The sequence below is a fragment of the Luteibacter sp. HAY1-4A genome, from assembly GCF_056755355.1.
Genome location: NZ_JBNDHZ010000023.1, coordinates 42,382 through 68,103, shown reverse-complemented (window position 1 = coordinate 68,103; position 25,722 = coordinate 42,382). Strand labels below are relative to the sequence as shown.

The 25,722-nt window shown below is 66.7% G+C and carries 20 protein-coding genes and 1 tRNA gene; 9 read left to right on the top strand and 12 right to left on the bottom strand.

All coding sequences use genetic code 11. The features are described from left to right. On the bottom strand, window positions 1–379 hold a 379-nt coding region (locus ACPYOD_RS09850), incomplete at its 3' end, for a hypothetical protein (RefSeq protein ID WP_481301564.1). Window positions 380–440: 61 nt separating this feature from the next. After that, on the bottom strand, window positions 441–1,118 hold the full coding sequence (locus tag ACPYOD_RS09845) for a hypothetical protein (RefSeq protein WP_481301563.1): 678 nt from the start codon (window positions 1,116–1,118) through the stop codon (window positions 441–443). On the opposite strand from ACPYOD_RS09845, the gene ACPYOD_RS09840 reads away from it, so the two are divergent. Beyond that, window positions 1,117–1,833 (top strand): hypothetical protein, encoded by a 717-nt coding sequence (locus tag ACPYOD_RS09840; protein WP_481301562.1) that lies wholly within the window; start codon window positions 1,117–1,119, stop codon window positions 1,831–1,833. The two genes, ACPYOD_RS09845 and ACPYOD_RS09840, sit on opposite strands and share 2 nt — an antisense overlap. Window positions 1,834–2,013: 180 nt before the next feature. After that, a complete protein-coding gene (locus ACPYOD_RS09835; RefSeq protein WP_481301561.1) occupies window positions 2,014–2,994 on the top strand; it encodes a tyrosine-type recombinase/integrase in 981 nt (326 codons plus the stop codon). A 78-nt stretch (window positions 2,995–3,072) separates the two neighbouring features. Here the strand turns inward: ACPYOD_RS09835 and ACPYOD_RS09830 are convergent. From ACPYOD_RS09830 to ACPYOD_RS09820, 3 genes are all read right to left on the bottom strand, one after another. Further along, window positions 3,073–3,149: transfer RNA gene (locus ACPYOD_RS09830), tRNA-Arg, on the bottom strand. Between the two features lie 48 nt (window positions 3,150–3,197). Next, window positions 3,198–3,629, bottom strand: a complete 432-nt coding sequence (locus ACPYOD_RS09825) for a GFA family protein (RefSeq protein ID WP_481301560.1) — start codon at window positions 3,627–3,629, stop codon at window positions 3,198–3,200. A gap of 40 nt (window positions 3,630–3,669) precedes the next feature. After that, window positions 3,670–3,927 (bottom strand): hypothetical protein, encoded by a 258-nt coding sequence (locus tag ACPYOD_RS09820; protein ID WP_481301559.1) that lies wholly within the window; start codon window positions 3,925–3,927, stop codon window positions 3,670–3,672. Window positions 3,928–4,131: 204 nt separating this feature from the next. Between ACPYOD_RS09820 and amaB the strand changes: the two genes are divergently transcribed. The 6 genes from amaB to ACPYOD_RS09790 all read left to right on the top strand — a co-directional run bounded on the left by amaB (window position 4,132) and on the right by ACPYOD_RS09790 (window position 12,669). After that, a complete protein-coding gene (gene amaB / locus ACPYOD_RS09815; RefSeq protein ID WP_481301558.1) occupies window positions 4,132–5,667 on the top strand; it encodes an L-piperidine-6-carboxylate dehydrogenase in 1,536 nt (511 codons plus the stop codon). 13 nt (window positions 5,668–5,680) lie between these two features. After that, on the top strand, window positions 5,681–6,448 hold the full coding sequence (locus ACPYOD_RS09810) for a class I SAM-dependent methyltransferase (RefSeq protein ID WP_481301557.1): 768 nt from the start codon (window positions 5,681–5,683) through the stop codon (window positions 6,446–6,448). Continuing rightward, window positions 6,448–7,476 (top strand): quinone-dependent dihydroorotate dehydrogenase, encoded by a 1,029-nt coding sequence (locus ACPYOD_RS09805; protein WP_481301556.1) that lies wholly within the window; start codon window positions 6,448–6,450, stop codon window positions 7,474–7,476. Before ACPYOD_RS09810 ends, ACPYOD_RS09805 begins: the two co-directional genes overlap by 1 nt. Continuing rightward, window positions 7,473–8,513 (top strand): UDP-N-acetylmuramate dehydrogenase, encoded by a 1,041-nt coding sequence (gene murB / locus ACPYOD_RS09800; RefSeq protein WP_481301555.1) that lies wholly within the window; start codon window positions 7,473–7,475, stop codon window positions 8,511–8,513. The genes ACPYOD_RS09805 and murB overlap by 4 nt, the downstream gene beginning before the upstream one ends. A 117-nt stretch (window positions 8,514–8,630) precedes the next feature. Beyond that, window positions 8,631–10,775: a polyphosphate kinase 1 gene (gene ppk1 / locus ACPYOD_RS09795; protein WP_481301554.1), complete on the top strand. Its 2,145-nt coding sequence runs from the start codon at window positions 8,631–8,633 to the stop codon at window positions 10,773–10,775. A gap of 181 nt (window positions 10,776–10,956) precedes the next feature. Beyond that, window positions 10,957–12,669, top strand: coding sequence for a GGDEF domain-containing protein (locus tag ACPYOD_RS09790; protein ID WP_481301553.1), 1,713 nt, complete (start codon window positions 10,957–10,959; stop codon window positions 12,667–12,669). Window positions 12,670–12,766: 97 nt separating this feature from the next. Here the strand turns inward: ACPYOD_RS09790 and ACPYOD_RS09785 are convergent, their stop codons facing one another. From ACPYOD_RS09785 to ACPYOD_RS09770, 4 genes are read right to left on the bottom strand one after another with little or no spacing between them, the layout of a single operon-like run. Then, window positions 12,767–15,031 carry a thiamine pyrophosphate-dependent enzyme gene (locus tag ACPYOD_RS09785; RefSeq protein WP_481301552.1) on the bottom strand — a complete coding sequence of 755 codons (2,265 nt, stop codon included), beginning with the start codon at window positions 15,029–15,031 and terminating at the stop codon, window positions 12,767–12,769. A gap of 25 nt (window positions 15,032–15,056) precedes the next feature. Continuing rightward, window positions 15,057–15,680 (bottom strand): glutathione S-transferase family protein, encoded by a 624-nt coding sequence (locus ACPYOD_RS09780; RefSeq protein ID WP_481301551.1) that lies wholly within the window; start codon window positions 15,678–15,680, stop codon window positions 15,057–15,059. 23 nt (window positions 15,681–15,703) lie between these two features. Next, window positions 15,704–16,240 carry a GNAT family N-acetyltransferase gene (locus tag ACPYOD_RS09775; protein ID WP_481301550.1) on the bottom strand — a complete coding sequence of 179 codons (537 nt, stop codon included), beginning with the start codon at window positions 16,238–16,240 and terminating at the stop codon, window positions 15,704–15,706. 7 nt (window positions 16,241–16,247) lie between these two features. Next, a complete protein-coding gene (locus ACPYOD_RS09770) occupies window positions 16,248–17,417 on the bottom strand; it encodes an acyl-CoA dehydrogenase family protein (RefSeq protein WP_481301549.1) in 1,170 nt (389 codons plus the stop codon). A gap of 133 nt (window positions 17,418–17,550) precedes the next feature. Here ACPYOD_RS09770 and ACPYOD_RS09765 point away from each other — a divergent pair, with 133 nt between their 5' ends. Further along, entirely contained in the window at window positions 17,551–18,426 is an 876-nt protein-coding gene (locus ACPYOD_RS09765; RefSeq protein ID WP_481301548.1) for a DMT family transporter, read from the top strand. Window positions 18,427–18,528: 102 nt separating this feature from the next. Here ACPYOD_RS09765 and ACPYOD_RS09760 read toward each other — a convergent pair whose 3' ends face one another. From ACPYOD_RS09760 to ACPYOD_RS09750, 3 genes are all read right to left on the bottom strand, one after another. After that, window positions 18,529–19,485: a 5'-nucleotidase gene (locus tag ACPYOD_RS09760; protein ID WP_481301547.1), complete on the bottom strand. Its 957-nt coding sequence runs from the start codon at window positions 19,483–19,485 to the stop codon at window positions 18,529–18,531. Then, complete coding sequence (locus tag ACPYOD_RS09755) at window positions 19,482–20,240, bottom strand: NAD kinase (protein ID WP_481301546.1); 759 nt, start codon at window positions 20,238–20,240, stop codon at window positions 19,482–19,484. Before ACPYOD_RS09755 ends, ACPYOD_RS09760 begins: the two co-directional genes overlap by 4 nt. Window positions 20,241–20,446: 206 nt before the next feature. Continuing rightward, complete coding sequence (locus ACPYOD_RS09750) at window positions 20,447–25,366, bottom strand: NAD-glutamate dehydrogenase (RefSeq protein WP_481301545.1); 4,920 nt, start codon at window positions 25,364–25,366, stop codon at window positions 20,447–20,449. Window positions 25,367–25,722: the final 356 nt, after the last annotated feature.

The window sequence follows — 25,722 nt, the reverse complement described above, 5'->3', positions numbered from 1 at the left end:
GGTCAAAGCGTTCGCTGACTTTGAGGCGCCCGACCTGGTGAACAACGTCTGGATGATCGAAGGAAAGGTCTTGGAGCGCGCGATGCGCAAAGCGGTTTCGGATATCAACGAGGATCAGAAGATCCGCGCGGTCGGCCGCCGACAGCACTCCGAGCATCCAGGCACAGTCGGCCAGGGTAGACCAGCGCCCGCGAGGCGCGAGCGTCGGCATGAGTCTTTCCTTGTATGGACCGAGGCGCTTTGCCACTCCCTCGCGGACTATTTCTTCGAGCACACACATCGAAAGAACAGCTACGCCTCGATCGGATTCGGTATGAAACGCGTCCACGAACTGGTTGTAACGACCGAAACCATCAGCCAGCTTGGTGTCCTCGGCCATGCGTGAACTCCCCATCCTTTTCAGTGCGCCGATGGTGAGCCGGCTTGGAACCGGCTGCAAGTCAATCCGCGGCCATGCTTATGAACGGCTCCAGCGCGATCTGAGCCTTATCAAGATTTCCGTCCAAAATGTGGAGTCTCTTCGCGAGGACCGGCACCAGATCTACGCTCTCTCGTTCAGAGGTTCGTGTCGTGCGATGGCCACGACATATCGCCGAGTAACGAAGCACGTCGGCATATGCATGTATCAACACGGGGGAAATGTCTCCCAGATGGTGGAGCAAGTGAGCGAACTTGTCGAAGGACGCCATCGGCGCAAGCTCCATGCGCAGGCACCACTCGGCATAGTCTGCTTCGCTTACGAGGGCTTTCCCGTTAAATGCCGTGCCTCCCGCGAGCACGATCTGCCCTTCGATGAGCGCCCTGACACTTCGGAGGTCTGTCCAAAGGGCGTTCGCGAGAGCGCGTCGAAGTGCATGCGTGTCCGCCTCGCGGGTTGCTTTCGCAAGCGTTCGATCCAGTTTCAGTCGCGCCTCCTCCGCCTCAAGTTGCCTCTTAACGACCAGCATAGCGCCGGCCACGGAGGCGATAGCCCCAATTATTCCGCCGAGCAGATTCGCGATGGTGTCCGGCAGATGCCATCCCAGCGGCAAGCCGAGAACGAGGCCAACCAGCACACCTGCGCAACCCCAAACCGCGTAAGCGGCCCGGCGGACCAGCCAGTCAAGGATCCTTCGCATGCGTGATCGCCCCCTGTTGTTCTCGGCGCGGATGGTGCGCGCCATCCTCGAAGGCCGCAAGACCGTGACGCGGCGGGTGGTCAAGGGCATGGCCCTCGAATGGCTCGGCGAAGATATGTTCACGGCCCGGTACGTCGCGGACTCCGGAAACGGGCTTTGCCCGTACGGCAAGGTCGGCGACCGGCTGTGGGTACGCGAGGCTTGGCGCGCGCCGGCGAGCCTGGATGATCGGTCCGGTAAGCAAATCGCCGACGCGTGCCTCGGGGCGGGATACCACAAGCCGTGGTGCCCGATCCGGTACGAAGCCGACGGCGAGTTGAACAGCGTGAAGGACTGGCACGAATTCGGGTCGACGCCCGGCGAGGCCACACCGGGCCGTTATCGCCATGCCCGCTTCATGCCCCGCTGGGCCAGCCGGATCACGCTTGAGGTCACCGCCGTGCGCGTGGAGCGGCTGCGGGGCATCACCGAGGAGCAGGCACGCGCCGAGGGCATCCACGAAATCGGAATCCCGGCCGATGAGTGCGGGCCGAACCGCGTTGGCTATTCGGCGTGGGATGGCCCCGCTGGGCCCAGTCTCAAGGTGACGCCAGCCGAGGCCTTTCGCGAGTTGTGGGAGTCGATCAACGGCGCCGGCAGCTGGGCCGACAACCCGTGGGTGTGGGTGGTGGAGTTTCGACGAATCGAGAAGGAGGTGCCCGATGGGGGCAGCTGAAGACCTGAACCTCGCCGGCAAGGACTGGCTCACGGTCGAGGAAAGCGCCCACTACTGCGGCGTGTCGGTGAGCCAGTTTCGGGAGCATGCCCTCGCCTACGGCCTCACGCCGCGGCGATTCATGGGCAAGCAGTTGTACGAACGAGCGGAACTGTACGCGGCGATTCACGGGGCTGAACCTTGGCGACGATCTACTGGCGCGGCAAGCGCGCCTACCTCAACTGGCGTGAAAACGGCACTCAGTTCCGCGTCTCTCTCGGAGCGGTTACGTCCGGAGAGGCGGAGAAAATTCGTTCCGCGAAAGAAGCCGAGCTGACGCACGGGGTCCGGATCATCTCCAAGGCGCCGACCGTGCGGGCCTACCTGGAGTGGTATCTGGACTGGTACGAGAGCGAGCACCCGACCACCATCGGCAAGGCGCGGAGCGAGATGAAGCGCTTCCTGGCGCGCTACGGCCATCGGCCCATCGATACGCTCCGCCCGACAGAGATGGAGGGCTACAAGCGCGATCGGCTGAAGGTCGACCGCGCAGCGCCGGAGACAGTGGGCAAGGAAATGCGCAGGCTGAAGGCGGCCTTCCGCCGCGGCGTCGAGTGGGAAGAGATCGACGTGAACCCGCTGGAGAAGGTGAAGGCGCCACGGGGCGTCCGTAGCGTGGCGGTGCGCTTCTACGGTGCCGAGGACATGGCCGTGCTCTACGCGGCGAACCCGAAGCGCGCCGCGCTGTGGGCGTTCATGGCGCATACCGGCCTGCGGCGCGGAGAGATGTGCAAGATGCGCAAGGCCGACGTCGTGGACGGCGTGCTCCGCGTCGAGTCGGACCCGGACGAGGACGGCGACGGTCGCACGAAGTCGGCGCAGTGGCGGGAGGTTCCCCTGAACGAGAAGGCGCGGGCCGCCCTGGGGATGCTTCCTGACCCGCCGGTCGGCGTGCACCCGGATACCCTCTCGGACTGGTTCGCGGCGGACGCCAAGGTCTCTGGCATCGGTGGCTCGCTGCACCGGCTCCGGCACACCTTCTGCGCGCACCTGGCCATGGCCGGGGTGCCGCTCCGGCGCATCCAGATCCTGGCCGGCCACAGCGACTACAAGATCACGGAGAAGTACGCGCACCTCGCCCCGGGAGGCGCGGACGCGGCAGTGGCGAAGCTCACCTTCTGAGGGGTGTGCTCACTGTGCTTAACCGGCGGCGATTTGTGGCGTGATATGGAATCCAGCCCGGCGGGAAACGGCTTGAAATGGTGACCCCGGCCCGATTCGAACGGGCGACCTTCCCCTTAGGAGGGGGACGCTCTATCCAGCTGAGCTACGGGGCCAATACGACAAGCATACCGATCCCGGCCCACGTGCGAAACCGCGCGCGTTTACCGAGCCGCCACGTAACGGAGGAATCCTACGGGACCCTCGGTCGCGGTCTGCGGGTGATCGGCGGGATGGTTCTCGCCGTCGAGCACCGCCACCTCGGCGAAATCGAACGGGCTGATGCCTTCGAGGCAGGCCACGTTGACACCGTACTGCGAGGGATTCGAGCGGCGCTGGTGGAACGTGTAGATGCCGCACCTCGAGCAGAAGTAGTGCTTCGCCGTGCCGGTGTTGAACTGATACATGCTCAAGGCGTCCTCGCCCTGCTCGATCGAGATGCCGTCAAGGTTCGCCGATACCACGACGGCACCGCGCATCCGGCAATAGGAACAGTTGCATCGACGGGCGCTGCGCAGGCCGTCGGTGAGTTTCACCGTGAAGCGAACCGTGCCGCAATGGCACGCGGCGCGCGAAGTGGAGATGTTCGGCAGCATGCGTTCCTCCGGGGAAAGGGGCGCATGCATTGTAGTGGGGTCAGCGCACGACGGAGAGACGTTTCGGGGGCAAGGAAGGGGCCCGGACAGGGCGCTTGGCGTCACTGCCGAAGGGCCGCCAGATGCCGTCGGCACCCTCCACGCTGATGGTGGCATCGCTTCCATCCGCCGCTGCGCCGTTCACGGCGGCCCGCAGCGCCTCGAAACGGGAAGCGAACCGGCCGATGGGGCTTCCTGCCACGCGCACCGTCCAGGATGCCCCGTCGGGTTGATAGGGAATTTCATAGACGCGGGTCATTGCGGCACTCCGCTGGCTGAATAAGTTCAAGTGCAGCATGGACTTGCGAACGTCACTGCAAGGTCGTCGCAAGTACGTGCGGCGACGACGCCGCCGCGACGTCCGTCCTGCGCCGCACAACAAGCCGTGAAGGGGGTGTTTGCTAGAATCGCCGTTTTACCCGCGCGTGCCGGCATCCTGCCGGGCGCCGTCAAAGGAGTTCCCATGTCCGCCAAGATCCTCGCAGCGCTCGGCCTCGGCACCACCGAGTCGGGCACCTACCTCGGCCGCGGCCAGTGGGCCGGCACCAGCGACGCCGGCACCCTCACGCCTGTGAACCCGGCGACGGGCGAGGTCATCGCGACGGTGCAGGCGTCCAGCGCGGCCGACTACGAGACGATCGTGCAGCGCGCGCAGGAAGCCTTTGCCATCTGGCGCACCGTGCCGGCACCCCGCCGTGGTGAAGCCGTGCGCCTCTGCGGCGAGGCCCTGCGCAAGCACAAGGACGCGTTGGGATCCCTGGTTGCGCTCGAAATGGGCAAGATCAAGCCGGAAGGCGACGGCGAAGTGCAGGAGATGATCGACATCGCCGATTTCGCGGTGGGCCAGAGCCGCATGCTCTACGGTTACACCATGCATTCCGAGCGCCCGGGCCACCGCATGTACGAGCAGTGGCATCCGGTCGGTCTCGTGGGCATCGTCAGCGCCTTCAACTTCCCCGTGGCCGTCTGGGCGTGGAACGCGTTCCTTGCCGCCATCTGCGGCGACATCTGCATCTGGAAGCCGTCGCCGAAGACGCCGCTCTCGGCCATCGCCACGATGAAGATCTGCAACGAGGCGCTGAAGGAAGCCGGCTTCCCGGACATCTTCTTCCTCTTCAACGACGCCGGCACCGAACTGGCGCAGGCGCTGGTGGACGACAAGCGCATTCCGCTGATCAGCTTCACCGGCTCGACGAAGGTCGGCCGCACGGTCGGCGAGCGCGTGGCGAAGCGCATGGGCCGCAGCCTGCTCGAGCTGGGCGGCAACAACGCCATCATCGTGGACAAGTCGGCCGACCTCAAGCTGGCCATCCCCGCGATCGTCTTCGGTGCCGTCGGCACCGCCGGGCAGCGCTGCACCACCACGCGCCGCCTGTTCGTGCATTCGTCCATCCACGACACCGTGGTCGACACCCTGGTGAAGGCCTACGGCCAGGTGGAGCAGAAAATCGGCGATCCCACCCTGCCGACCACGCTCATGGGCCCGCTGAACAGTCCGGAAGGCGTGCAGGCCTTCCTGCACGCGGTGGAGAAGGCAAAGGCCGCCGGTGGCACCGTGCGTACGGGCGGCAAGGCACTCACCGACCGCAAGGGCAACTTCGTGCTGCCCACCATCGTCACTGGCCTCGATAACGCCGACGACGTGGTGCAGACGGAAACCTTCGCGCCGATCCTCTACGTGATGCCTTTCGACACACTCGACGACGCCATCGCGCAGCAGAATGCCGTGCCGCAGGGCTTGTCCTCGGCCATCTTCACGCAAGACCTGAAGGCAGCCGAGCAATATCTCTCGGCGTCCGGCTCCGACTGCGGTATCGCCAACGTGAACATCGGCACCTCCGGTGCGGAAATCGGTGGCGCATTCGGCGGCGAGAAAGAAACCGGCGGCGGCCGCGAGTCCGGCTCCGACGCGTGGAAGGTCTACATGCGCCGCCAGACCAACACCATCAACTACTCCGACGCGCTGCCGCTGGCCCAGGGCATCAAGTTCGAGTTCTGACCAAGGGCGAGCCATGAACGACCTGCGCTCCACGGAACGTTTCTCCGATCGCGTCGAGGACTATGTCCGCTACCGCCCGGATTACCCGCGGGCGCTGGTCGACTGGCTGCACGGCCTTGGCGTAAAGCCCGACTGGACCGTGGCCGACGTCGGCGCGGGTACCGGCATCTCCAGCAAGCTGTTCCTGGACGCCGGGCACCGCGTCACCGCCGTCGAGCCGAACGCGGCCATGCGCGCGGCGGCGGAACGCTGGCTGGGCGCGGAACAGCGCTTCGCTGCCGCGGACGGCAGTGCCGAAGCCACCGGCCTGCCGGCGCAGTCGGTCGATCTCGTCATCGTCGCGCAGGCGTTCCACTGGTTCGACATGGACAAGGTGCGCGCGGAATTCGCTCGCATCCTCTCGCCCCGCGGGCTTGTCGCCGTGTTCTGGAACTCGCGCCGGCTCATCGGCACGCCGTTCCTCGAAGGCTACGAACGCCTGCTGCTCGAGTACGGCCTCGACTACCTCGGCGTGGCCGAGCGCTATACCGACGATGCCTCCATGGCCAAGTGGTTCGGCCACGGTTATCGCGGCATGGCCAGCTTCCCGCACGGACAGAAGCTCGATTACGAAAGCCTGCTCGGCCGCCTGATGTCGTCGTCCTACGCGCCCAAGCCGGGACACCCCAACCACGAACCGATGCTCCACGCCCTGCGCGCGCTCTTCGACGAGACGCAGGACGGCGGCACGGTCGATTTCGACTACGACACCCGCGTGTTCGCGGGGCGTCCGGACGCCTGATGTACGACCTGATCCGCCCCCTGCTCTTCGCGCTGGACGCCGAGACCGCGCACCGCCTCACCCTCTACGCGTCCGACGTTGCCCAGCGCAGCGGCCTTTCGCACCTCGTCGCCAGGCCGCCGGCGGATTTGCCGACGACCGTCTTCGGCATCGACTTTCCGAATCCCGTCGGCCTTGCCGCGGGGCTCGACAAGAACGGCGACCACCTCGACGGCCTCGCCGCCCTCGGCTTCGGTTTCGTCGAAATCGGTACGGTCACGCCGCGCCCCCAGGCCGGCAACGACAAGCCGCGCATGTTCCGGCTGCCTGGGCACGAAGCGGTGATCAACCGCCTCGGCTTCAACAATGGTGGCATCGACGTGCTCGTGCGCAACGTGGAGAAAGCCGCGTTCCGCGGCGTGCTCGGCATCAACATCGGAAAGAACAAGGACACGCCGAACGCGCGCGCCATCGACGATTACCTGCTGTGCCTGGAGCGCGCTTACCCGCTTGCCAGCTACGTCACGGTGAACATCTCCTCGCCTAATACGCAGGGCCTGCGCGACCTCCAGGAAGAGGAAACGCTGCGGCGCTTCATCGGCACGCTGCGCGAGGCGCAGGAGCGCCTTGCCGGTCAGCACGGCAAGCGCAAGCCGATGCTGCTGAAGATCGCTCCTGATCTCACGGAAACCGAATTGGACGCCATCGCCGAGGTGCTGCTCGCTTCCGGTATCGACGGCGTCATCTGCACGAACACCACCATCGATCGCACGGATGTCGCGGGCGATCCGAACGCACAGCAGGCCGGCGGCCTCTCCGGCCGCCCGCTCTTCGCGAAGTCCACGGCGGTGCTGCGCGGCATGCACGCGCGGCTTGCCGGCAAGCTTCCGATCGTCGGCGTCGGCGGCATCCTGGACGGCGATTCGGCGGCGGAAAAAATGGAAGCCGGCGCCTCGCTCGTGCAGGTCTATTCGGGGCTGGTGTACCGCGGTCCGAAGCTGGTCGCCGAAGCGGTCGCGGAAATCCGTCGGCGCGGGATCCTGGCATGAACAACGCACCCGTGGACATGGGCGGCTTCACGCTCGCCAGCAACGCCCCGCTGGGCGGGCGGAACACACTGCGCGTGGATGCGCGCGCGAAACTGCTCGCCGAGGTGCGCGACCCGACGAAGATCCCCGAACTCCTGGCCTTTCCCGCGGTGAAGGCGGGCAAGGTCCTCGTGCTCGGCGAAGGCAGCAACCTGCTGATCAAGGGCGACTACGAGGGCACGGTACTCGCCATGGCGACGCGCGGCGTCGAAACGTTCCAGCGCGACGACCGGGTGCTGGTTCGCGTGGCGTCCGGCGAGCGCTGGGACGACTTCGTGCGCTGGTCGCTGGGCCAGGGCTTCGCCGGCCTCGAGAACCTCATCCTCATCCCCGGCACCGTCGGCGCCTCGCCCATCCAGAACATCGGCGCCTACGGCGTCGAGGTGGCGGAGTTCATCGACACCGTGGAAGCCTGGGACACTCACAAGGGTGAGTTCGTCGTGCTCGACAAGGCCGCGTGCGCGTTCTCCTACCGCGATTCCACGTTCAAGCAGCAACCCGGCCGCTGGATCGTCGTGGCCGTTACCTTCGCCCTCCCTCGCGAGCGGCCGCTGTCGCTGGACTACGCGGGCATCCGCGAGGAAGTGGAAAAGATGGGCGTGGCGCGCGCCACGCCTTATCACGTGGCGGAAGCCGTCGTGCGCCTGCGTTCGCGCAAGCTGCCGGATCCGGCGGTCATCGGCAATGCCGGCAGCTTCTTCAAGAACCCCATCGTGCCGGCGGCGCAGGCGGATGCACTCGCCCTCGCTCACCCCGGCCTTCCGGTGTGGCCGCACGCGGGCGGCACGGCGAAGATTTCCGCCGGCTGGCTCATCGAGGCAGCCGGGTTCAAGGGCGAGCGCGACGGCGACGCGGGCATGTCCAACCGCCATGCGCTGGTGCTGGTGAACCACGGGAAGGCCACGGGCCCACAGCTGTGGGCCTTCGCGCAAAAGGTCATCGCCGGGGTACAGGCCAAGTTCGGCGTGGTACTGGAACCGGAACCGTTAATCGTCTGACGAGGCACGCTCCGGCGGGCATGTCACGCGCCTGTAAGGCTACGGTCATACGCTCCCGGCCGGGCGGCGTACCATCGGTACGTCGCGACCCGCGACGAGGACGTTCTTCTGGACACGATGACCCCACCCACCGAATCCACCGCCGGCGCGAAGACCGCTCGACAGCCTGTTCCCGCGGACGCACCGGATATCGACCTCAACGATCCGGCTCTCTACGTCCACCGCGAACTGTCGCAGCTGCAGTTCAATATCCGCGTGCTCGACCAGGCGCTGGACGAGTCCAAGCCGCTGATCGAGCGGCTCAAGTTCCTCCTCATATTCTCGTCGAACATGGACGAGTTCTTCGAGATCCGGGTAGCCGGGCTGAAGCAGCAGATCGCCTTCGACCACGAGATGATCGGGGCCGACGGCATCCCACCGCGCCGCGTGCTCGCCGAAATCTCGGAGGTGGCGCACAGGCAGATCGAGCGGCAGTACGCCATCCTCAATGAGAAGATCCTTCCCGCGCTGGCGCAGGAAGGTATCCGCATCGTCCGGCGCAACCAGTGGACGCACAAGCAGAAGCTCTGGGTACGCCGTTATTTCCGCCACGAGGTGGCACCGCTGGTCACGCCGATCGGCCTCGATCCGACGCACCCGTTTCCGCGGCTGGTGAACAAGAGCCTGAACTTCATCGTGCAACTGGAAGGCACCGACGCCTTCGGCCGCGACTCCGGCCTCGCGATCGTACCCGCGCCGCGCATCCTGCCGCGCATCATTCGCTTGCCGGAGGAGGTGTGCGAGGGCGGCGACAACTATGTGCTGCTGTCTTCCATCATCCACGCGCACGCGGACGACCTGTTCCCCGGCATGCGCGTGCTGGGCTCCTATCAGTTCCGTCTCACCCGCAACGCCGACCTCACCATCGACCCGGAAGACGTCGAGGACCTCGCGCGCACGCTGCGCGGCGAACTCTTCTCGCGGCGCTACGGTGACGCGGTGCGCCTCGAGGTGGCTGACAATTGCCCTAAGCCGCTGGTCGACTACCTCCTGAAGCAGTATTCGCTGGACGCCGACGCCTTGTATGAGGTGAACGGTCCGGTGAACCTCGCCCGGCTGTTCGAGATGACCCTGCAACCGGCGTATGCGCGGCTGCAGTTTCCGGTGTTCGTGCCCGCGCTGCCCAAGGCGCTGGCCGAAGCCGAAGACATGTTCACGGTCATCGGCAAGCAGGACATCCTGCTCTACCACCCGTTCGAATCGTTCTCGCCCGTCGTGGACTTCCTGCGCCAGGCGGCGAAGGACCCGCAGGTGCTCACGATCAAGCAGACGCTCTACCGCAGCGGCGCGAATTCCGAGATCGTCGACGCGCTGGTGGAAGCGGCGCGCGCAGGCAAGGAAGTCACGGCGGTGGTAGAGCTGCGCGCCCGCTTCGACGAGGAATCCAACCTGAGCCTTGCCTCGCGGTTGCAGCAGGCGGGTGCCGTGGTGACCTACGGCGTGGTCGGCGTAAAGACGCACGCGAAGCTCATGCTCGTGCAGCGCCGGGAAGCAGGCAAGCTGGTTAGCTACGCGCACCTCGGCACAGGTAACTACCATTCGGGCAACGCGCGCCTCTACACCGACTACAGCCTGCTCACTTCCGACGAGGCGCTGTGCGACGATGTGCATCGCCTGTTCCGCTTGCTCACCGGCATGGGCAAGGCGTTGAAGATGAAGCGCATGCTCTATGCGCCGTTCACCCTGAAGAAGGGCCTGCTCGACCTCATCGCCCGCGAAGCGGTGCACGCCGCCGCGGGAAAGAAGGCCGAGATCATCTGCAAGATCAATGCGATCACCGATCCGAAAGTGATCCGCGCGCTGTACCGCGCGAGCCAGGCCGGCGTGAAGATCGACCTGATCGTGCGCGGCATGTGCTGCCTGCGCGCCGGCGTGCCCGGCGTGTCGCAGAACATCCGGGTGCGCTCGGTGGTGGGCCGGTTCCTGGAGCACAGCCGCGTGTACTGGTTCCTCAACGACGGGGAGCCGGACGTGTTCCTGGCCAGCGCAGACCTCATGGAGCGAAACCTGGAACGCCGGGTGGAAACCTGCTTCCCGGTGGAGGGCAAGAAGCTCCGGCAGCGTATCCGGCGCGAACTCGATCTTTACCTCACCGACAACCACTCGGCGTGGGTCCAACAGCCGGATGGCACTTATGCCCTCCCCCAGCCATCGGCCGGACAGCCCACACGGGACGCGCAGACCCAGCTGCTGGAGCGCTTCGGCGGCCTCGCCGCGCCCTGACCGGGTGGCCCGGCCTGCCGTTCGGGCCTTCACCTAGCCCGAACGGCCAAGGCGACATCCTGCCGGCGGCAAGGCACAATGGCCTTGCAGTCGAAGGGGGAGACGGGCTTTCGATCGAAACGCTTCCGGATCCACGCCGTGCGCCAGACCGGCGCACCTTGAGCTTTTCGCGGGGTTCGGAATGCGTTTCTGCAACCGACGACACGGCTGGATCGTCCGTCTCCTGCAGACGGCGTTCGTCTGCGCCCTGTTCTTCACGGGCGCGGCCGCCGCCACCACCCTGCTCGCCAACGCGCGGGAAGCGCGCCCGGGCGAACAGCCCGTCGACGTCCTGGCCGAAGCGGCCCAGCGCCCGTTCCCATCCTTCGACCCCACACACCTGCAAGTGCTCCCCAATTCGCCCAACGGGTCCTGGGTCGTCGTGCGCACGCCGCCACCCTGGACGAGCGGCGAGCGCGTATTGAGCGTGCGCCACCCTGGCATGGGATCGATTTCGCTGTACGACGGGAACACCCTCGTCGCCACCACGTCGCTGCAGGATTTCGGCCCGCCGCTGCACGGCCATGGGCGGGTGATCTTCAGCGTTCCCGAGTCCATTCCCGCGTCGCGGCCGCTCCTGCTCAAGTTCCACGGCAGCGCGTCACCCGCGGGGGCCGTGACCATCTCGCTCGACGCCTGGCCCGACTACCTGCGGGACGATGGCGCCTGGATGGTATTCGCCACGGGCTCGTTCGCCGTCATGTTGACCATGGCGCTGATGGCCCTGTGCTTCGCCTTGATCCTGCGCGACATGACCTTCGGCTGGTATGCCGCCTACCTGATCTGCTACGGCCTGATCCAGGGCCTGCGCTCGGGCTTCGTTTTCCACCCGCTGGAACTGCAATCGCTCGCCGGCGCCGCCGACGTGCTCGGCGACGCCGCCACGGCACTTTCCGTGTCGTTCGCTGCGCTCTTCATGCTGCGCTTCGCCCGCGTCGACGAATACGTGCCCCTGTTGCGTACGCCGGTGTTGTCGTTCGCGGTGGTGATGCCGCTGCTCATCGTCCTGCGCGCGACCGGCGTCGATGTCCTGGCCAACATGGCGCACTTACTATTGCAGCCCTTGGTTCTCCTCGGCGCCCTCCTGCTGCTGGTGGCCGGCTCCTTCGCCGCGGCGCGGGGTTCGCGGCATGCCTGGTTCTTCCTCGTGGGCTGGACCCCGCTCCTGATCCTGACGGCCCTATGCGGGGTGCAGCTGCAGGGCATGCTCGCGGGAGCGCCATGGTTGCCCGACGCGGCGATCGCCATGGGCGCGTTCGAGGCTATCGTGCTCTCGATCGGCCTTTCCGACCGCGCCCTCACCATCCGCCACGACCGGGACCGCGCACGCCAGCTGGCCGACAGCGACCCGCTCACCGGGCTGCTCAACCGCCGTGCGTGGACGGACGCGGCGCTGGACGTGCTGGACCAGGGCCTGGCCCGGCCCGTGGCCGTGCTGTTCTTCGACCTCGACCACTTCAAGGCGCTCAACGACCGCCACGGCCATGCGGCGGGCGACAAGGCGCTGGTCGCCGTGGCCGCCGCCCTGCGGCAGGAATTGCGTCCCTCCGACCTGCTCGGGCGCTATGGCGGCGAGGAGTTCGTCGCCTTGCTGCAAGGCGTGGACAAGGAAAACGCGATGCAGATCGCCACGCGGCTGTGCCGTCGCGTGCATCGGCTCGATGTGCACGTAAGCACCGCGGACATGCTCACGATATCCATCGGTGTCGCGATGCGCACACCCGCCGACACCGTGCAGTCACTGGTGGAGCGGGCCGATGCGGCGATGTACCAGGCGAAGCTGGCCGGGCGGAACCGGGCGATATGCGCCGGCCATGCCGGCCCCGTGCTCGTCCGCCGGGCTGAGGTCGGGTAAACGTCGACCCTGTGGGAGCCGCTTCAGCGGCGATGGGTGCTCGCCACGAGGCTGCCCGCTGCCGCGGGATCGCCGGCAAAGCCGGCTCCCACAAGGGTCAGGCCAGCGCCGTCGCTGCCGCCACGACGTCGTCGTCGCCGGGGAGCACCAGGAACGCCGCGCCGGCCAGTGGCGTGAACGTATCGGCGCCCACCACGCGGCGCAGCGGAAGGTGCCCGAGCCCGGCCTCGACGATGGCCGTGATCACGCCCTCGCCCACGCCGGCGCTCTTGCGGCCTTCGTCCACGACCAGGATGCGCTTGGCACTGGCCGCCTGCTTGGCGATGAACGCGTCATTGAGCGGCACCAGCCAGCGCAGGTCGACCACACGCACCTTCCAGCCCTTCTCCGTACCGATGCGCCGCGCCGCGCGCAGGCTCATCGGCACGCCGTTGCCGAAGGTGAAGATCACGAGGTCGTCCGCGGCCTCGTCATAGACGCGCCCCTCGCCGAGAGACATCGCTTCGTCGGGCGCCGGATAGGCGAACTGCCACTGGCCGTCACCCGCTTCGTAGAGGTCCTTGGTCATGTACAGCGCGATCGGCTCCAGGAAGGCGGTGACACGGCCGTCCGCCTTCGCCAGGGCCGCGAGCGTGCGCAGCATCGTGGCGGCGTCGTCGCCCCGGCTCGGGCAGCCCACGACGAGACCCGGTATGTCGCGCAACGCGGCGATCGAATTGTCGTTGTGGAAGTGGCCGCCGAAACCACGCTGGTAGCCGAGCGATGCCACACGCATCAGCATCGGGTTGCGGTACTGGTCGTTGGAGAAGAACTGCAACGACGCGGCCTCGCCGCGAATCTGGTCGCAGGCGTTGTGGAAATACGCGAGGTACTGGATCTCGGGCAACGGCAACATGCCCATGTTCGCGTAGCCCTGCGCCAGGCCGAGGATCATCGTCTCGTCGAGCAGCGTGTTGAATACGCGGGCGTTGCGGAAGGCTTTGTGCAGGCCCTTCGTCACGGTGTACACGCCGCCCTTCTGCGCCACGTCCTCCCCGAAGAGCAGGCTCTCCGGATACTTTGCCATCAGGTCGTGCAGCGCCTGGCCGATCTGGATGGCCAGGTGCCGGGGCGGCTGCTTTTCAGGCAGCTTGTCCGTGCCGCCGAATACACGCTCGCGTTCTGCCGCATCGGCGACACGCGAGGCTTCGGTGCGAACGGCCTCCGGCGAGTACGGCGCCAGCGGTGCCATCACGTCGTCCAGGCGCGTGAGGCGAGGCCGGCGATCCGCGTCTTCCGCCGCTTCGAAGCAGCGCTTGCGGATGGCCTCGTACAGGTCCAGCAGCCCTTCGCGGTCGAAGAGTCCGGAAGCGAGCGCGATGGCGGCGCTGCGCAACAGCGGATCGGTGGCTTCGAGGGCCACCAGTTCTTCCACCGAACGCCATTCGATCTCGAAATCCGTACCGGCGTGACCCATGATGCGCGTGGTGCCGAGATGGAGGAACGTCGGCCGCCGCGTCGTGCGGCAATGCTCCACCGCACGCTGCACGTCGGCATAGCCACCGGCGAGGTCGAGACCGTCGGCGTAGAAATAATCAAGGCCGGGGCGGTTGCGGAAGTTGTTCGCCACCCATCCGCTCGGTGTCTTCACCGAAATGCCGATGCCGTTGTCCTCGCACACGAACAGCACGGGTGCGGGCAACTTCTGGTAGGCCGTCCAGGCGGCCGCGTTGAAAGCCGTCTGCGCGGTTGCATGGTTGGAAGACGCGTCGCCGAACGAGCAGATGGCGATGGCGTCGTCGGGTACCGGCAAGGCATGGCCGATGCGGCGTGCCTGCTCGATGGCAATGGCGGTACCGAGCGCCTTGGGCAGGTGCGAGGCAATGGTCGAGGTTTGCGGAAGCACCCACAACGGCTTGCTTCCCCATACTTTGTGCCGCCCGCCCGATGCCGGGTCTTCGCTGCTCGCCGCGAACGACAGCGCGGAATCCATCACCGGGTCCATCCCGGGCAGCTTGCGGAAACGTTCCGCCATGAATCCGCCGCTGCGGTAGTGCAGGAACGCGGGATCCGTGTGCCGGGCCAGGCGCGCCACCATGGCGTTGCCTTCGTGCCCCGACGAGCCGATGGTGTAGAACACCTTGTTCTGCACGCGCAGGACGCGCGCCATCAGGTCGAGGTGCCGGCTGATCAGCTGCGATTCGAACAGGTCGCGGAAGCCTCGTGCGTCGAGCGCGCTGCCGGGCAACACGGGTTCATGGTCGCGCGGCGCGCGCGCGACATCGCCCTGCCACGATTGCACGAACTCGACGAAGTTCTGGTCGACGATCTCGGCGCGGTTGAAGCCCTTGTGGCGGGCGGCGATGGGTTGCGGGACGGACATGGGGGACTCGGCGGGAAGGAGGGAATCAGGCGATCATCGGAGTGAAGCCGGGCTGTGCGCGGACGCGCTCCAGCCACGCGCCGACATGCGGCCAGCGCGTGAGGTCGAACCCGGCTTCGGAAGCGCAGTGCGTATAGGCGAAGAGCGCGATGTCGGCGATGCCGAAGGGGCCGCCGCTGAACCACGGCTCCTGTTCCAGGTGGCGCTCCATGACATCCAGCGCCGTGCCGCCCCGCTCGCGAAGCCGCGGAAGTTCCGCTTGCCGCTCATGATCCGCGGGCAGCCAGCGGCAGATGAAGCGCGCCACCGCGATATAGGGCTCGTGGCTGTACTGCTCGAAGAACAGCCATTGCAGCGTCCGCGCCCGCTCCCACGCATCGTCCGGCAGATAGGCCGTGCCTTCCGCGAGGTAGCAGAGGATCGCGTTGGACTCGGCGAGGCGGCGCCCGTCTTCCAGCACGAGAAGAGGCACCTTGCCGTTCGGGTTCAACGCCAGGAATTCGGGCGTGCGCGTGGCGCCTTCCGTGGTCACCGTTTCGATCCAACGGTACGGACGGCCGAGCATGTCCAGGAGGAGCTGCAACTTGTAGCAGTTGCCGGAGGCGCGCCAGCCGTAGATGGTGGGCCCCGTGGATGCGGTAGCGTTCAAGGCGGTTGCTCGTGTGGAAGGATTCAACGGCGACGGGCGAACCATTGCTCGCGCGTCTGCCCCCATAGGTCGACCACGTCGTCCTCGAACGGTGGCGGCAGCTTGCCCGGCCCCAGCAGGGTCGAGCCGAGCTTTCTGGCGACGCCGATCGATGCGTGGTTCTCGGGGCTGATGGAGTGGATGACCTGGGTCCAGCCCAGATGTTCGAACGCCCAGTCCATGGAGGCGGCCGCACCCTCGGTGGCGTAGCCCTTGCCCCAGGTCTCGCGCAGCAGGCCCCACCCGATCTCGTGCCCGGGCCAGCCCTCCGGATGCCAGGGCCCAAGGCGACCGACCCAGCGGCCGCTGGACCGCTCGATCACGGAGAACATGCCGAAGCCCTGGAGACTCCAGCAGCCCGCCATGGTCATGAAGTTGCGCCAGGCGATCGCGCGCGGCTGCGGGCCGCCGAGGAACCGGTTCACTTCGGGGTCGGCCATGCATTCGGCCCAGGCGTCGAAATCCTCCGCCGCCGTGGGCCGCAGGATCAGGCGGTCCGTCTCGATGCGCAGGCCGTGCATACGGACCTCAGAACGCGTTGATGCCGGTGAGTTCGCGGCCGACCACCAGCTGGTGCACGGTCTCCGTGCCTTCATAGGTGATGACCGATTCCAGGTTCAACGCGTGGCGGATGGCCGAATGTTCCGTGGTGATGCCCGCGCCGCCGAGGATGTCGCGGCACTCGCGCGCGATGTCCAGCGCCATGCGCACGTTGTTCCACTTGGCGAGCGACACCTGCGTGGGCTGCAGGCGGCCGGCGTCCTTCAGCCGGCCGAGTTGCAACGACAGCAGCTGCGCCGTGGTGATGCGCCGGGCCATGTCCGCCAGCTTCAGCTGCACGGCCTGGTTGGCGGCCAGCGGGCGGCCGAACAGCACGCGTTGCGCGGTGTAGTCGAGCACTTCCTTCAGGCAGGCCTGGGCGGCACCGATGGGCCCCCAGGTGATGCCGTAGCGCGCCTGGTTGAGGCAGCCGAGCGGACCCTTGAGGCCCTTCGCGTTCGGCAGGCGTGCGCTGTCGGGCACGCGCACGTCGTCGAAGAACAGCGCGGAGGTGACCGACGCGCGCAGGCTCATCTTCTTGTGCACTTCCTGCGCCGCGAAGCCCTTCGTGGAGGTGGGCACGATAAAGCCCTGGATGCCGTCGTCGGTCTGAGCCCAGACGATGGCGATATGGGCGAGGTTGCCGTTGGTGATCCACATCTTGGCGCCGTTGATCACCCAGTCGTCGCCGTCCTTGCGCGCGACGGTCTTCATGTTCGCCGGGTCGGAACCGCCATGCGGCTCGGTGAGGCCGAAGCAGCCGATGACCTCGCCCGCCGCCATGCGCGGCAGGTACTCGCGCTTCTGCTCTTCCGAGCCATAGGCGAAGATCGGGTACATGCACAGCGAGCTCTGCACGGAGGCGAAGCTGCGCAGGCCGGAATCGCCGCGCTCCAGTTCCTGGCAGATCAAGCCGTAGCTGACACCGTTCATGCCCGCGCAACCGTATTCTTCCGGCAGCGTGGCGCCGAGCAGGCCCAGCCCGGCAATCTCGGACACCAGTTCGGACGGGAAGCGCCCCTGATCGAAGGCGTCGCCGATGATCGGCAGGACCTTTTCGTCGACGAAGCGGCCGACGGCGTCCTGCACGGCGCGCTCCTCGTCGGTGAGAAGCGAACGGACGTCGTAGAGATCGAGCGGGTCGAGACGATGGGCCATGCGGGTACTCTTGGATGGGCAGCCGGAAACTCCCGATTGTAGCCATGGGGCCGTCCGCGGTCATGGCGGTGCGCAACAATCCGGCCGCGCCGTGCCGTCATAATGGGGCCGTCCCCGCCGCCGGATACCACCCATGTTCAAAGGCGTACTCCTCGGCTTCGCCTGCTACGCGGCCTATGCGTGGAGCGACGCCTTCGTCAAATCCCTGGAAGGCACCCTGCCCGCCTACGAGGCCGTGTTCTTCGGTGCGATCCTTGCCATGGCCGCCCTTCCGTTCCTGAAGAAGCCCGGCGACCGCTGGCGCGAGGTGGTGGTGTCGAGGCTCCCGGGCCTGTGGCTGCTGCGGGCGCTGGCCGGTGCCATCGGCAACGTCACCGCCGTGATGGCCTTTACGGCCCTCCCGATGGCGGAAGCCTTCTGCCTGATCTTCCTGCTGCCGATCTTCGTCACCATCCTCTCCGTAGTGTTCCTCGGCGAGCACGTGGGGTGGCGGCGCTGGTCGGCCGTGATCGTGGGCTTCCTGGGCGTACTGGTGGTGCTCCGGCCGGGATTCCGGCACCTGGGCACGGGGCATGTCGCGGCCATCGTCTGCGGTCTCGCCGGCGCCCTTTCCATCGTCGCCCTGCGCATGGCCGGCGCCACCGAGAAACGCATCACCCTTTACGGCGCCGGCGTCGTCGGCCCGATGATCGCGGGCTTCATCATGATGCTGCCGCACTTCGTATGGCCGAACGCCCACCAGTGGTTCCTGCTGCTGGGCTACGGCCTCTTCGCCGCGGCGGGCGCGGTGCTGCTGATGCTGGCCACGCAGCATGCGCCGGCGAACCGGGTAGCCCCTACCCAGTACAGCCAGATGTTATGGGCGATCCTGTTCGGCTACCTGCTGTTCCACGACCACCTCGACTGGCCGATGCTCATCGGCATCGCGATGATCCTCGGCGCCGGTTTGTTCACCTTCGTGCGCGAGGACAAGAAGACGCAGTGGTGGCGCTGGACGAATATCGTGTGACCTGCTGATGTGGGAGCCGGCTATGCCGGCGATCCCCGCGGCAGCGGGCACGCTCGCTGCGCGCACCCATCGCCGATGAAGCGGCTCCCACACAAGCGAGCTCTACGAATTGGAGACGCCGTGGGGTACGTGGCCCGTCGCCACGTGCTTGCGCGCCGACTCCACGTTGGCCGGCGAATCGTCGAAGAAGATATCCGCGCCGAAGGCGTCCAGGAACGGCCCCTTGTCGCGCCCGCCAAGGAACAGCGCTTCGTCGATACGCACGCCCCAGCGGCGAAGGGTAAGGATCACGCGCTTGTGCGCCGGCGCGGAACGCGCGGTGACCAGCGCGGTGCGGATCGGCGAGGTCTCGGCCGGGAAAGCAGCCTGCAAACGGTGCAGTGCGGCCAGGAAGCCCCGGAACGGGCCACCGGACAACGGCTCGGCCCAGCGCTCGGTCTCGTTGCGGTGGAAGGCGTCGAGACCTTGCTCTTTCGACACGCGTTCGCCCTCGTCGCCGAAGATCACCGCATCACCGTCGAAGGCGATGCGCAGTTGCTCGCTGGATCGCTGCGGCGCCGTGGAAGGCAGGATGGTGGCCGCGGCCACGCCGGCCCGCAGTGCGCGGCCCACGTCCTCGGCGTTGGCCGAGAGGAAGAGGTCGGCGCGGAACGGCGCGATGTAATCCGACGTGGGCGCGCCACTGGTGAACGCGGCGCGGGAGATGCCCAGCTTGTAGTGCTGGATCGCATTGAAGATGCGCAGACCGGTGTCGCCCGAATTGCGCGACAGGAGGATCACTTCCACCGCGGGCACGTCGCCCGACAGCGCGTTCAGCCCGAGCAGCTTCTGCACCAGGGGGAAAGCCACGCCGGGCTTCAGCAGTTCGTCTTCGTGCTCGATCTGGTAGGCCCGGTAGGCGTCCAGCCCTTCGCGTTCGAACAGTTCGTGGCTGTCGCCCATGTCGAACAGGGCGCGCGAGGAAATGGCCACGACGAGGCGGTTGTCGCCGACCGAGGATTCCGCGTGGGCGCCGTGCGTGGCGTCGCCGATGCCGTGAATGGTGTCGGGATCGTTCATGGGGCGAATTGTTCGTCGAGAATGCGCTGCTGGAGGTTGTGTTCCGGGTCGAACAGCAGGCGTACCGCGTTCCGCCGCGATTGCTTGACCTCGACCGAACGCACGTCGCGCACTTCGTGGAAGTCCGCGGTGGCGCTGATGGGCCGTTTGTTCGGATCCTTCGTTTCGAAACCCACCCGCGTGGCATGCGGCAGGATGGCGCCGCGCCAACGCCTGGGCCGGAACGGGCTGATGGGCGTGAGTGCCAGCACGTTCGCGTCAAGCGGCAGGATGGGGCCGTGCGCGGAAAGGTTGTACGCGGTGGACCCTGCGGGCGTGCAGACGAGGATGCCGTCGCAGACGAGTTCGTCCAGCTTCATCTCGCCATTCAGGCTCACGCGCAGGTGTGCCGCCTGGTTGGTCTGCCGCAAGAGCGCCACTTCATTGAAGGCCAGTGCGCGGTGTTCGGCGCCGTCGCAGCAGGTGCTGTGCATTTCAAGCGGATGCAGCACGGCGGGATGGGCCTTCTCGATGCGATCGGGAAGGTGGTCGACGTCGTGCTGGTTCATCAGGAACCCGAGACGGCCGAGCTTCATGCCGTAGAACGGGACGCCGAGGGTGCGGTGCGCGTGCAAGGTGCGCAGCATGAAGCCGTCGCCCCCGAGCGACACGATGATGTCGGCATCCGCAGGCTCGACACCGCGGTAACGCTTGACGAGCGTGGCGCGGGCACGTTGGGCGACTTCGGTTTCGCTGGCGACGAAGGCTAGGCGCATGGGGAATGGGCATCCGGGTCCAACCCGGAGCTTAGTGCCTAACGACCGCAGCGGGTAGGGCGGACTGTGGGAGCCGGCTACGCCGGCGATCCCGCGGCAGCGGGCGAGCTTGCCGCGAGCGTCCATCGCCGCTGAAGCGGCTCCCACACAAAGCCGGATTCCCACAGAAAACCGCCTGAGCCGCACGGCGCAGGCGGCCTTCTGCGTCACACCGGAATCTGCGCCAGCTGGGCCAGGCGGCGGACGGCGACCGAGGCGATCGGGTAGTCCGCGTTCTGGGTAAGGATTTCCGCGAGCATGGCGCGCGTGTACTTCAGCGTGGCGTCGTCGCGATCCAGCCAGGCCTTGACCGGGCTGATGTCGGTGCGATCGCCCGCGATCGCCAGTACCTGGAGTGCGAGTGCGCGGTGCTGGGCGTTGAGCTCGTCCAGCAACGACCCGCGAGCCTGCGCATGCCACGCGCCTTCCACCGGCAGGGCTTCGATCTGGCCGCGCAGCCAGTCGAGATCCAGCGCCTCGGCAAGCTCGTAGAAGACCGTGGCCACCATAGCGACGTCCTTGCCGCTCTGCTTGGACACCTCGACCATGTCGAGCGCCGAGCGGAGCACGGGAACGCGGGCAAGCCGCACCGCCAGCGCGTTGGGCACGCCCAGTCCTTCCCACTTCTCCTGGCTGGCGGCGAAGTCGCCCCGGCCGGTATCGGTGAGCGCATCCGGCAACGCCTTGCGCAGCACGCTGACTTCGCTCGCATAACGGTCGACGTTTGCGGCGATGTCGAGCGAGCCGCCGGGGCGGTTCAGCAGCCAACGGGTGAGGTGGCGCAGCAGCGACCAGATCTGCAGGATCGCGTCGATCTGCGTATCCTCGGCCACCTTGCCGTCCAGCGCCTCGATCTCGGCCCACAGGTCGCGGGCATCCAGGATCTCGCGTGCTGCGGTATAGGCCTTCGCGATGGACGCGGGGCCATGCCCCGTATCCTCCTGCATGCGCATCATGAAGGTCGCGCCCATGCGGTTGATCGTGGAGTTGGTGACCGCCGTGGCGATGATCTCCCGCTTCAGGCGGTGACGCTGCATGTGCTCGGCGTACTTTTCGTGCAGCGGCACGGGGAAGTAACGCACCAGTTCGCGCGACAGGTAGGGATCTTCCGGCACGTCCGATTCAAGCAGCTGCTGGAACAGGCGGATCTTGTCGTAGGAGAGCAGCACCGACAGTTCCGGACGGGTCATGCCCTGGCCGCGCTGCTTGCGCTCGGCGAGTTCGGCGGCTGTCGGCAGCGATTCCACCTGGCGGTCGAGCAGGCCCTCGGCTTCCAGTGTGCCGATGAAGTGCGCCATCGAACCCAGGCGGCGCACCGACTGGTGTTCCATCATGGTGATGGCCTGGTTCTGCCGGTAGTTGTCCCACAGCACCAGGCGCGCCACTTCGTCCGTCATCTCCGCCAGCTGGCGGTTACGGTCGTCGAAGCTCAGTTCGCCGCGCTGCACCGCGTCGTTCAGCAGGATCTTGATGTTCACCTCGTGATCGGAGGTGTCGACGCCCGCGGAGTTGTCGATGAAGTCGGTGTTGAGCAGCACGCCGGCCTGTGCGGCCTCGATGCGGCCCTTCTGGGTCATGCCGAGGTTGCCGCCCTCGCCCACCACCTTGCAGCGCAACTCATTGCCGTTCACGCGCAGGGCGTTGTTGGCACGATCGCCCACGTCGGCGTGGGTTTCGCTGGTGGCCTTCACATAAGTGCCGATGCCGCCGTTCCAGAGGAGGTCCACCGGGGCCTTCAGGATCGCGGCGAGCAGGTCGCTGGGCGCCATGTGCGTGACCTCGGCACGAATGCCGAGCGCCGCCCGCACTTCCGGCGACACCGGAATCGACTTCGCGCTGCGCGGGTACACGCCGCCGCCCGCCGAGATGAGCGACTTGTCGTAGTCGTCCCACGAGGAACGCGGAAGCGCGAACATGCGCTGGCGTTCCGCGAACGACTTCGCGGCATCCGGATTCGGATCGAGGAAGACGTGGCGGTGATCGAACGCGGCGAGCAGGCGGATATGCTCGGAAAGCAGCATGCCGTTGCCGAACACGTCGCCCGACATGTCGCCCACGCCGACCACGGTGAAGTCCTGGGTCTGGCAATCGCGGCCGAGCGCACGGAAGTGGCGCTTCACCGACTCCCAGGCGCCCTTTGCGGTGATACCCATGCCCTTGTGGTCGTAGCCGTAGGAGCCGCCGGAAGCGAACGCGTCGTCGAGCCAGAAACCGTGTTCGGTCGAAATGGCATTGGCAATGTCCGAGAACGTGGCCGTGCCCTTGTCCGCGGCAACGACCAGGTACGGATCGTCCTCGTCATGGCGCACCACGTCGTGCGGCGGCACCACCTTGCCCTCGACGAGGTTGTCGGTGATGTCGAGCAGGCCGTTGATGAACATGCGGTAGCAGGCGATACCCTCGGCCAGCTGCGCATCGCGGTCGCCGCCGACCGGCGGGCGCTTCACGAAGAAGCCGCCCTTCGAGCCGACCGGCACGATGACGGTGTTCTTCACCATCTGCGCCTTCACCAGGCCGAGCACCTCGGTGCGGAAATCTTCGCGGCGATCGGACCAGCGCAGGCCGCCACGGGCCACCGAGCCGAAGCGCAGGTGGATGCCTTCCACACGCGGCGCGTAGACGAAGATCTCGCGGAACGGTACCGGCTTCGCCAGGTCGGGCACGCGGTGCGAGTCGAACTTGAAGCTGAGGTACGGGCGGAAGGCGCCGTCCCAGGCCTGGAAGAAGTTCGTGCGCAGGGTGGCGTGCACCAGCGCGATGAAGCTGCGCAGGATGCGGTCTTCGTCGAGGCTGGACACATTGTCCAGCAGGGCGTTGATCGCCTCTTCCACCGCCGCGACCTGTTCGGTGCGCGGGCGGCCCAGCGACGCCACGAGGTTGCCGATGAGCCCCGGCTGCGCGGCGAGCGTCTCGGCGTCCATCAACGCGTGCATCTCGTGCGAGAGCATGCTTTCCGCACGTTCGCGTTCGGCACCGTCGAGGCTCTCGCGGTGTGGATCGAAGCGTGCGTTGAACAGCTCGATGATGAGGCCGGCGATGGCGGGATAACGGTTGAGGGCGTCTTCCATGTACGCCTGCGAGAACGCCACGCCCGTCTGCAGCAGGTATTTGCAGTAGCTGCGCAGCACCGCGACCTGGCGCCAGCCGAGCTTGGCGCCCAGCACGAGGCGGTTGAAGCCGTCGTTCTCCGCGCTGCCGCGCCAGATGTGCTCGAAGGCATCCTCGAAGATCTTGCCGACCTGCTCCACCTCGAATGCGAGGCGGCCCACCGGCTGCACTTCGAAGTCCTGCACGAACAGATGGCCCTCGCCGAGCTTCACTTCGTACATGTGCTCGGTAAGCACGCGCAGGCCCAGGTTCTCCAGCTGCGGCATCACTTCGGAAAGCGCGATGTCCGACCCGGAACGGTAGACCTTGAAGCGGAGTTCCTCCGGACGATGGGGCGGATGGTAGAACGACATGCTGATGGCGTCCGGACCGTCGAGGCCAGCCAGCGCCTTCACGTCGGCCGCCGCGATCTCGGGCGACACCTCGTCCACGTAGCCGGCCGGGAGGGCCTTGCCGTAGCGGTTGGCGAGGATGATGCCTTGCTGCTCGCCGGTCAGCTCGATCAACCGGTCGCGCAGTTCGTCGTACCAGTTACGCGCGATCGACACGATCTGCGCCTCGATGGCGGCGGCGTCGTAAACGGGATGGTCGCCGATGCGCGGACGCACCACGACGTGCAGGCGGACCAGCGCGGCCTCGCCCATCAGCACGGCCGAATCGAGGTGCTCTCCATGGAACGCCTCGCGCAGCACGTTCTCCACGCGTTCGCGCACGCTCGTATTGAAGCGGTCGCGCGGGATGTACACGATGCAGGAGAAGAACCGGCCGTAGCTGTCGCGGCGGATGAACAGGCGCGTGCGCGTGCGCTGGGCCAGTTCCAGCAGGCCCATGGCCAGCGCGTAAAGTTCGTCGGTGCTGCACTGGAACAGTTCGTCGCGCGGCAGCGTGTCGAGGATGTGGCGCAGGGCCTTGCCCGAGTGCGAATCGCGCTTCAGGCCCGAGCGGTTCATCACGGCCTCGCACTTGTCGCGCACCAGGGGCACGTGCTGCGGGTGGGCCATGTACGCGTTCGAGGAGAACAGCCCCAGGAAGCGCTGTTCGGCGACGGGATGACCCTGCTCGTCGAACTTGAGCACGCTGACGTAATCCATGTAGCCCGGACGGTGGATCGGCGAGCGTGCGTTGGTCTTGGTGAGGATGATGGCGTCGGTGGCACCCGAGCGCGGCAGCTCGCTCGCCACCAGGGTGCGCAGCGAGCGCGGCGCCAGTGAACGCTCGGCGGCACGCAGGATGCCGAGGCCGGAGCCTTCCACCGTCTTCAGTACCTGGTCGCCCGCGTCGGCCGCCACTTCGTATTCGCGGTAGCCCATGAAGGTGAAATGGTTATCGGCCACCCAGCGCAGGAACTCCGAGGCTTCGCTGACTTCTTCCGGGGTGTACGGCAGCGAGCGTTTACCCAGCTCGTCCGCAACCTCCAGCATCTTGCCGCGCATGGCCCGCCAGTCGTCCACCGCTTCGCGCACGTCGGCGAGCGCGGATTCGACGTTCGCCTTCAGGGTGTCCAGCTCGGTGTCGTCGATTCGGTCGATCTCGAAGCGCATGACCGATTCCGTTTTCTCCCCGGAACCCATGGACTCGAGCACGCCCGACGACGAGCGCACCACCGGCACCACCGGATGGATGGTGGCGTGGATGTCGGCATGCGCGGCAGCCACCATCGACACCGTGTCCACCAGGAACGGCATGTCGTCGGTCACGACCTCCACCACGGCACGCGAGCCCGACTGGCCCGGGTTGTACACACGGACCTTCGCTTTTCCGGGCGTGCGCTCGCGGGCGAAGGCCAGCAGGTCGGCGATCAGCGCGGCCCATCGCTCCGGCGCATGCAGCGCATGGTCGGCGGGGGCGATCCGCTCGAAGAAGGCCTCGATAAAAAAGCGCGCCTCGTTGAGGCGCTCCGCGGGATAGTCGAGCTTTTTCAGTTCATCGAAGACAACGGCGTGGAACGGGCCGTTTTCGGCAGCGCGAATCGCATTCATGGGCGGATTATCGATGTGGGGAGGACGGAAATCCGTGAAAGCATAGCTCCCTGTGGCGTCATGTAGCCACACCGAAAGACGATGCGCGTTGGCGTTTTTTCACTGCATCGCCGCACGCGGATGCACCCGACGCTCTGTTGGGTCGGCACTAACGAATCAGGACATCGTGTGCATCGCAGCAATTGGCGCGCGAATGTGTAAACAACCCGTTGACGTTAGCTCACCGGAGATTCTAAACTGGACGGTATACTTACGTGCTGAATCATGCTTACGGCTGCGCCGAGCGCTCGGCAGCGCCACGGGCGTCCTTTAGGTACAAGCAAGAGGCCGGAAGGCACAGGACGGCGGGCCGGACA